The 6,555-nt window shown below is 49.0% G+C and carries 4 protein-coding genes; 2 read left to right on the forward strand and 2 right to left on the reverse strand.

Going from position 1 to position 6,555, the window contains the following annotated elements:
• Nucleotides 1-228 precede the first annotated feature (228 nt).
• Entirely contained in the window at nt 229-1,371 is a 1,143-nt protein-coding gene (locus VIM87_RS09170) for a glycosyltransferase (RefSeq protein ID WP_331996695.1), read from the reverse strand.
• A 496-nt stretch (nt 1,372-1,867) separates the two neighbouring features.
• Nucleotides 1,868-2,668, reverse strand: coding sequence for an alpha/beta hydrolase (locus VIM87_RS09175; protein WP_331996696.1), 801 nt, complete (start codon nt 2,666-2,668; stop codon nt 1,868-1,870).
• A 185-nt stretch (nt 2,669-2,853) separates the two neighbouring features.
• Between VIM87_RS09175 and VIM87_RS09180 the strand changes: the two genes are divergently transcribed.
• Nucleotides 2,854-4,647 (forward strand): acyl-CoA dehydrogenase family protein, encoded by a 1,794-nt coding sequence (locus tag VIM87_RS09180; RefSeq protein ID WP_331996697.1) that lies wholly within the window; start codon nt 2,854-2,856, stop codon nt 4,645-4,647.
• Nucleotides 4,648-4,750: 103 nt separating this feature from the next.
• A complete protein-coding gene (locus VIM87_RS09185; RefSeq protein WP_331996698.1) occupies nt 4,751-6,496 on the forward strand; it encodes an N-acetylmuramoyl-L-alanine amidase family protein in 1,746 nt (581 codons plus the stop codon).
• Nucleotides 6,497-6,555 lie beyond the last annotated feature (59 nt).

Genomic DNA, 6,555 nt, shown 5'->3' on the forward strand with positions numbered 1-6,555 from the left:
ATAATTAATAATTAATAAAGTACTGCGGTTGGTAAATTCTTATTAACAATTAAATACTACAGATGGCAAGGTCCTGTTGATAATGAGCAATTAATAAAGTACTGCAGTGGTAAATTCTTATTAAGAATAAAGTACTTCACCCACGAAGTACCTATTAATTATTAATCGTTAATTATCCATTCACCTGAAGTACCCGCCTTACGATTATTAATTATTCATTCTTAATTATTAATTAACCCGGCGGCCTTTCCATTGGTAACTTCCAAACTTCCCCAGCCAGCCTGCTATTACAATGTAAGGAATGTGAAAGAGCTGCCCGGGAATTACCCATACCAGCAAAGTGGTTTTGTGAAAGAAACGGGCTACCGGTATCATAAAATACAGCTCCACAGTGATCTTAAACAACAGGCATATCAGGAACCAGCTGCGCCACTCCGGGTAAAAAACCGCCACAGGCCCCATCAGCAGCAGGGCTGCATTCCAGAAATAAACAATAACCAGCATCCAGGTCAGGCGCTTGTCTTCATACTTATCCGCCTTGGACGACCAGCGGATACGCTGGTGCATAAATCCCTTTAAAGTATCTACCGGCAGCGTACGCACAATAGCTTCCTCATTCTTCAGATAGCCGATACCGTTAGGGTGTTTTTTATAGATCTTGTACATCAGCAGCATATCATCGCCGGAGGCTATGGTATCAATACCACTAAAGCCCCCTACTTCATGGAACACCGCTTTTTCATAGGCCAGGTTAGCCCCGTTGCACATAGTGCCTATTTTAAGCTGTGCCACGGAACCGGTAATGCCCTGCATATTCATAAAATCCAGCGACTGCAGGATCTTAAAAAAATTATACTCCTTATAAAAGCTCACCGGAGCAGCAATAAATTTAAAGGAGTGCGTTTCATAGAACTGTACCAGCACTTCGATCCAGCGGGGCCCCATAATGCAATCCGCATCAGTAGTAACTATCAGGTCGCCGGTAGCCTGGCCTATGGCCAGTTCAATAGCTTTCTTTTTATACGAGTTTAAGCGCTGTGTAAGGTCCAGGTGATCACTCATGCGCAGCAGCTGTACATTGGATGCAGGAAAGCTGCTTACCACCTGTGCCGTGTTATCGGTTGAAAAATCATCTATCACTATTATTTGCAGCAGGGCCGCTGCATAGGTTTGCTGCTGCAGGGCCTCTAACAGGGGCGGCAGGTTCTGCTCTTCATCCCGCGCAGGAATGATCACGGTTACGCGGGTACGGCCGCTAACGGGTTTTGACGGAACAAAGGCCGGCAGCCGTTTCCAGCCCAGGCCATACCACAATATGAGCAGACAATAGGAGATCCCTAACAACAATACTATAACGAGAAAAATATTCATATCACTTTCACCTCCGGGAGGGCGGTCAAAAGTATATCTTTCTCACTAAAAATAGAGCCCCCGCTCTGCAAAGCACCGAAAAGGACCGGTCTAATGCTTTACATGCACAGGGGGCCGTCAATCAGCTCAGGTTACCATTTAGGTTTACGGTCATTGCCATAACCGCTCCCTTGGGCCTGTCCTCAAAAAATGCAGGTGAGGCCCGGTAACGTTACCGGTGGCGCCTACTACGTAACCGGGTACTGGTGAAGCAACGCGGGCAAGCGTTGATACTTCATCTACCGCCAATTTTTGGGAAGCATCCGTTGGGGCCTGTTTTTCAATTGGTGCCGGCTTTGAGTTAGTTGCTACAATTTCACTTTTTCTACAGGCTGCTACAGTCAGCATAAGGGATGGGATCCCTATCGTGGCCGCGGTCTTTGTGTACATAGGTTAGATGGGTTTTTAATTAAGAAATGGTTATAAGTACAGACCGGTCCTTGCGGGCAGATATATGTTATATTTTTAACATAATAACGTTTCCCAGCTCTTCCGACATTAGTTGATGCCCTTTATCCAGCACCAGTATCTCACCATTAAAAGAGCCATCCACCAAACGCCGGCCCAGCACTGCGGGAATAATGCGGTCAAACTTTCCGTAGATCAGCAGCGTAGGGATCTTATACCGCGCCAGTAGCTGCTTACAGCGCTTCAGGTCCGGCAGCATACGGCGCATAGCCGTCCATACCTGGTATACCTGCACCCGTTTATCAACCTTATTCATGCTGCTGAAAACAAATTTGTATACACTTTCGTTTACCCCTCCCAGTTGCCGCACAAATGACAGCAGCTTAAAGAAAAGGGCCGGGTGGTAGGTTACATATTTAAACAGCCGGTTACCTAACCAGGTGCGGGTTACAAACATATGCCAGGGATTGTTTTTAATACCGTCCGGCGCCAGTAAGAACAGGTGCTGCAGCTGTGCCGCCATTTGCGGTACCAGGCAAAGGGCCAGCCGCCCGCCCATGCTGTAGCCCATTAATGAGAATACCTCTTTTTGCTGCTGCTGTAATACGAGAATTACTAACGCCTTCAGATCTGCCGGGGTAAAAGCACGTTGCTCATTCCATTCTGTTTCACCATGCAGCGGCATATCCAGCGCAATAATGGTGAACCGTTCGCCCATGCTGGCGGCCAGCGGTAAAAAATGCATTGCGCTTTCCCCAAAACCATGCAGGCAAATAAGCAGCTGCGGGCCGTTCCCCGCCAGCACACCGTGAAAACGGCTCCTGCCATATGCTAAGTAAAAAGATGACATACTGTTAACCCAACAATTTTAATCAACTTTTGCCATTTGCCCCAAACTAAGTAAATTACGATACACGGGTTTTGAAGTTTGCAGTGTAAGTTCCAGGCATTCAGTTGAATCAGAATCATATCCTTGCCATCGCTTTCAGCTATCATACTTCATACCTCTTACTTCATTTTTTCAAATACCTAGTTATGGATACTACAGTTGATAAAAAAACATCCCTCAAAGGGGCCGAATTCCTGGTAAAAGAAAGCACTCCCTATGATGTATTCACCCCCGAAGATTTTAATGAGGAGCAACGCATGATCAAAGAAATGGCGGAGCAGTTTGTGGAAAAAGAGGTAACGCCTGTGCTGGACCGTTTGGATAAGCTGGAAGAAGGCCTTATGCCTTCCCTGCTGGATAAAGCCGGTGAGCAGGGCCTGCTGGGCGCCAGCTTCCCCGAAGCATACGGCGGCCTCGGAAAGGATTTTGTAACCGCCACCATTATTAACGAAGCGCTGGGCTCCGGCCACTCCTTTTCCGTAGCCATGGCGGCGCACACCGGCATTGGCTCCCTGCCTATCTTATATTTCGGAACAGAAGCACAGAAACAAAAATATATTCCCAAGCTGGCCAGCGGTGAAATGAAGGGCGCCTACGCCCTTACAGAGCCCAACTCCGGTTCCGATGCGCTGAGCGCCAAAACCACCGCAAAGCTTTCTGATGATGGTAAATTTTATTTGCTGAACGGGCAAAAATGCTGGATCACCAACTCCGGCTTTGCAGATGTATTTACTGTATTTGCAAAAATAGACGGCGATAAGTTCACCGGCTTTATTGTAGATAAAGATACTCCCGGTTTTACCCTGGGTGCAGAAGAGCATAAAATGGGTATCAAAGGCTCCAGCACCCGCCAGATCTATTTTCAGGATGCAAAGGTGCCTGCAGAAAATGTGCTGGGCGATATTGGCAAAGGCCACCTCATAGCCTTTAACATCCTGAACATAGGCCGCCTGAAGCTGTGCGCAGCCGCCCTGGGCGCCTGTAAAAAAACCATTACCACGGTAGTGAACTATGCCAGCACCCGTGAGCAGTTTAAACAGCCTATTTCCAACTTTGGCGCTATAAAACATAAGCTGGCTGAAATGAGCATCCGCACCTGGATGGCAGAATCATCCCTGTTCCGCACTGCGCAGCTCATAGAGCAGCAGGAGCAGGAGCTGCTGGCCGCCGGCAAACCCTTTAATGAAGCAGTGCTGGGCGCAGCAGAAGAATATGCAGTGGAATGCGCCATGTTAAAGGTAAATGGCTCTGAAGTGCTGGACTATGTGGTGGATGAAGGCGTACAGATCCACGGGGGCAACGGTTTCAGTGATGAATATGTAATTTCAAAAGCCTACCGCGATGCACGCATCAACCGCATTTTTGAAGGCACCAACGAAATTAACCGCCTGCTTACACTGGACATGACGCTGAAACGCGCCATGAAAGGTAAGCTGGACCTGATGACGCCTGCCATGAATGTAATGAAGGAGCTGATGAGCATACCGGATTTTGGCAGCGACGATGAAACACCTTTCAGCAAAGAGAAAAAGCTGATCCTGAGCCTGAAAAAAGCCATTCTGCTGGTAGCCGGCGCCGCTGCTCAAAAGCTGATGGCCAAGCTGGAAACAGAGCAGGAGCTGCTGATGAATATTGCCGATATGGCCATTGAAACCTTCACCGCCGAAAGCGGCTTGCTGCGCCTGCTGAAGATGGTAGATACACAGGGCGAAAGCGCTGCAGCCCTGCAGGCCGATATGGTGCGCACCTACCTTACTGATGCTGCCGACCGTATTCACAAATACGGTAAAGATGCTATTAACAGCTTTGCAGAAGGCGATGAGCAACGCATGATGCTGTTAGGCCTGAAACGTTTTACAAAAACAGAACCCTTTAATACCAAAGATGCCCGCCGCAGAATAGCGGATAAGCTGATTGCCGAAAACCGGTATATTTGGTAAATGTGCGGATATGCAAATGTGCAGATGTGCAAGTGAAATAATCCGGTAGATCGGCATTTGCACATTTGCATATCTGCACATTTGCACATATTTTTCGGGGCTCATGACTAAACGTTTTTTGCAAAGGCTGCTGGTGATCATTTTGTGCGGAATGCAGCAGCCGGCCATCGCACAGGTTTTACTACACCTGAACCAACCTGTAAGGGAACAGAATAATGTAAGCAGCGCCAGACAATACCTCTCAGGCCGCACCTGCAAAGGTTGCCGGCTTTATCTCAATAACGATAGTATTTATGTATACCCCACCGGCGCCTTTGCCATTAAAAAAGACCTGGCCGTTGGCAGAACCGCCTTTAACCTAACCGCAGCAGATAGTACCGGTAAAACCTATACGAAACAGGTAGTGTATTATTACCGCCCTTTACCGCCCCCCGGCGTTACACCCGTTTTCCGCATTGATTACTTTAACATCTCGCCCCAGGGCAACCTGCAGCTGGTAGAAGGTGATACCCTGCGTATTAAAATGAAGGCTTACCCCGGCTGCAAAGCCACCTGGATCAATAACAGGCCGCTGCAGGAGCTGCCGGCAAATGAAACGCAGGGCGTGCCCGGCTTCTACGAAGGCCAGTATATAATACAGGATACCGACAGCCTGCTGTTTGGCCGTATTAAAGTAACCCTGCAGGATAGTAATGGCAACAGCACCGTAAAGGAAAGCGGCAATTACTACAGCTTTATGCGTAATGAAGGGCTGTTCACCGGCCGCACGATTGATAACATGACCTACCTCACCACCTCGCCCCATGGCGACCGCCTGGGCCCTGAAAAAATAGGTTACCTGGATGAAGGCGTGCTGCTGCACATTGCCGGGCGGGAAGGGGATTATTATAAAATAAAGCTGGCGCCCCGCCACATAGCCTATATACCGGAGCCCCTGCTGGACACTGCCACCCGGCAGGAGCTGGCGCCCATAAGCATTATTAACACAGCCAGGGTTTGGGCCGATGAGGACTACGATTACGTATCCGTGCCCCTGGCAGATAAGCTGCCCTATACCTCAACCCAGGAAGTGGAGCCCGGTAAGATCATTGTGGATGTGTATGGCGCTTATGCCGAAGAGGGGCTGCAAACACAGCTGGGCACTACCCGTGAAATTCAGCAGGTGGCCTGGCAGCAGATAGAGCCGGAAGTGTTCCGCATGGTCATTAACCTGCATCATGCTTTTCCATGGGGATACAAGGTTTATTATACCGGCGATACCCTGCATGTAAAAGTAAAGCGCACACCCGCCAGCCTGCAGCTGAAAAACCTTACCATTGGGCTGGATGCCGGCCATGGCGGCAGCAATGTAGGCGCCTTGGGTAATATGGGCGTGTATGAAAAAGAGCTGAGCCTTTCCATTTCCCTGCTGGTAAAAGCCGCGCTGGAAAAAGAAGGCGCCACCGTTATTGCCACCCGCACACGGGATCAGTTTGTGGCCAATGAAGACCGCCTTTCCAATTTCCGCCGCGCAGATCCTGATCTGCTCTTAAGCATTCACCTCAACTCTTCCGTAAACCCGGTGGATATAAAGGGTACCGCCACTTATTACAAACACCCTTTTTGCGAGCCGCTGGCCCGTTTTATTTACAACCGCATGCTGGAAACCGGTTTATCAGGTTTTGGCTGTAACGGTAATTTCAATTTTATTCTCAACAATCCCACGGAGTTTCCGGATGCCCTCATTGAAACCCTGTTCCTGAGCTTCCCCGGCGATGAGGCCAGAGTATTAGACCCGACTTTCCGCCAGCTGATGGCAGATAAGATCGTGCAGGGAGTAAAAGATTACCTGGAAGCTGCCGCTAAGTAACGTACGTGTGCCCCACCTTAAAGGTGTGGCACACATCCATTTCATTCCTGTCCGATTGC

The sequence above is a fragment of the Chitinophaga sp. genome (assembly GCF_036569125.1).
In the GTDB taxonomy this organism is placed as follows: Bacteria; Bacteroidota; Bacteroidia; order Chitinophagales; family Chitinophagaceae; genus Chitinophaga.

Coding starts and splice junctions, on each gene's coding strand:
- VIM87_RS09170 (WP_331996695.1), bottom strand. CDS start 1,371: ATGAATATTTTTCTCGTTATAGTATTGTTGTTAGGGATCTCCTATTGT.
- VIM87_RS09175 (WP_331996696.1), bottom strand. CDS start 2,668: ATGTCATCTTTTTACTTAGCATATGGCAGGAGCCGTTTTCACGGTGTG.
- VIM87_RS09180 (WP_331996697.1), top strand. CDS start 2,854: ATGGATACTACAGTTGATAAAAAAACATCCCTCAAAGGGGCCGAATTC.
- VIM87_RS09185 (WP_331996698.1), top strand. CDS start 4,751: ATGACTAAACGTTTTTTGCAAAGGCTGCTGGTGATCATTTTGTGCGGA.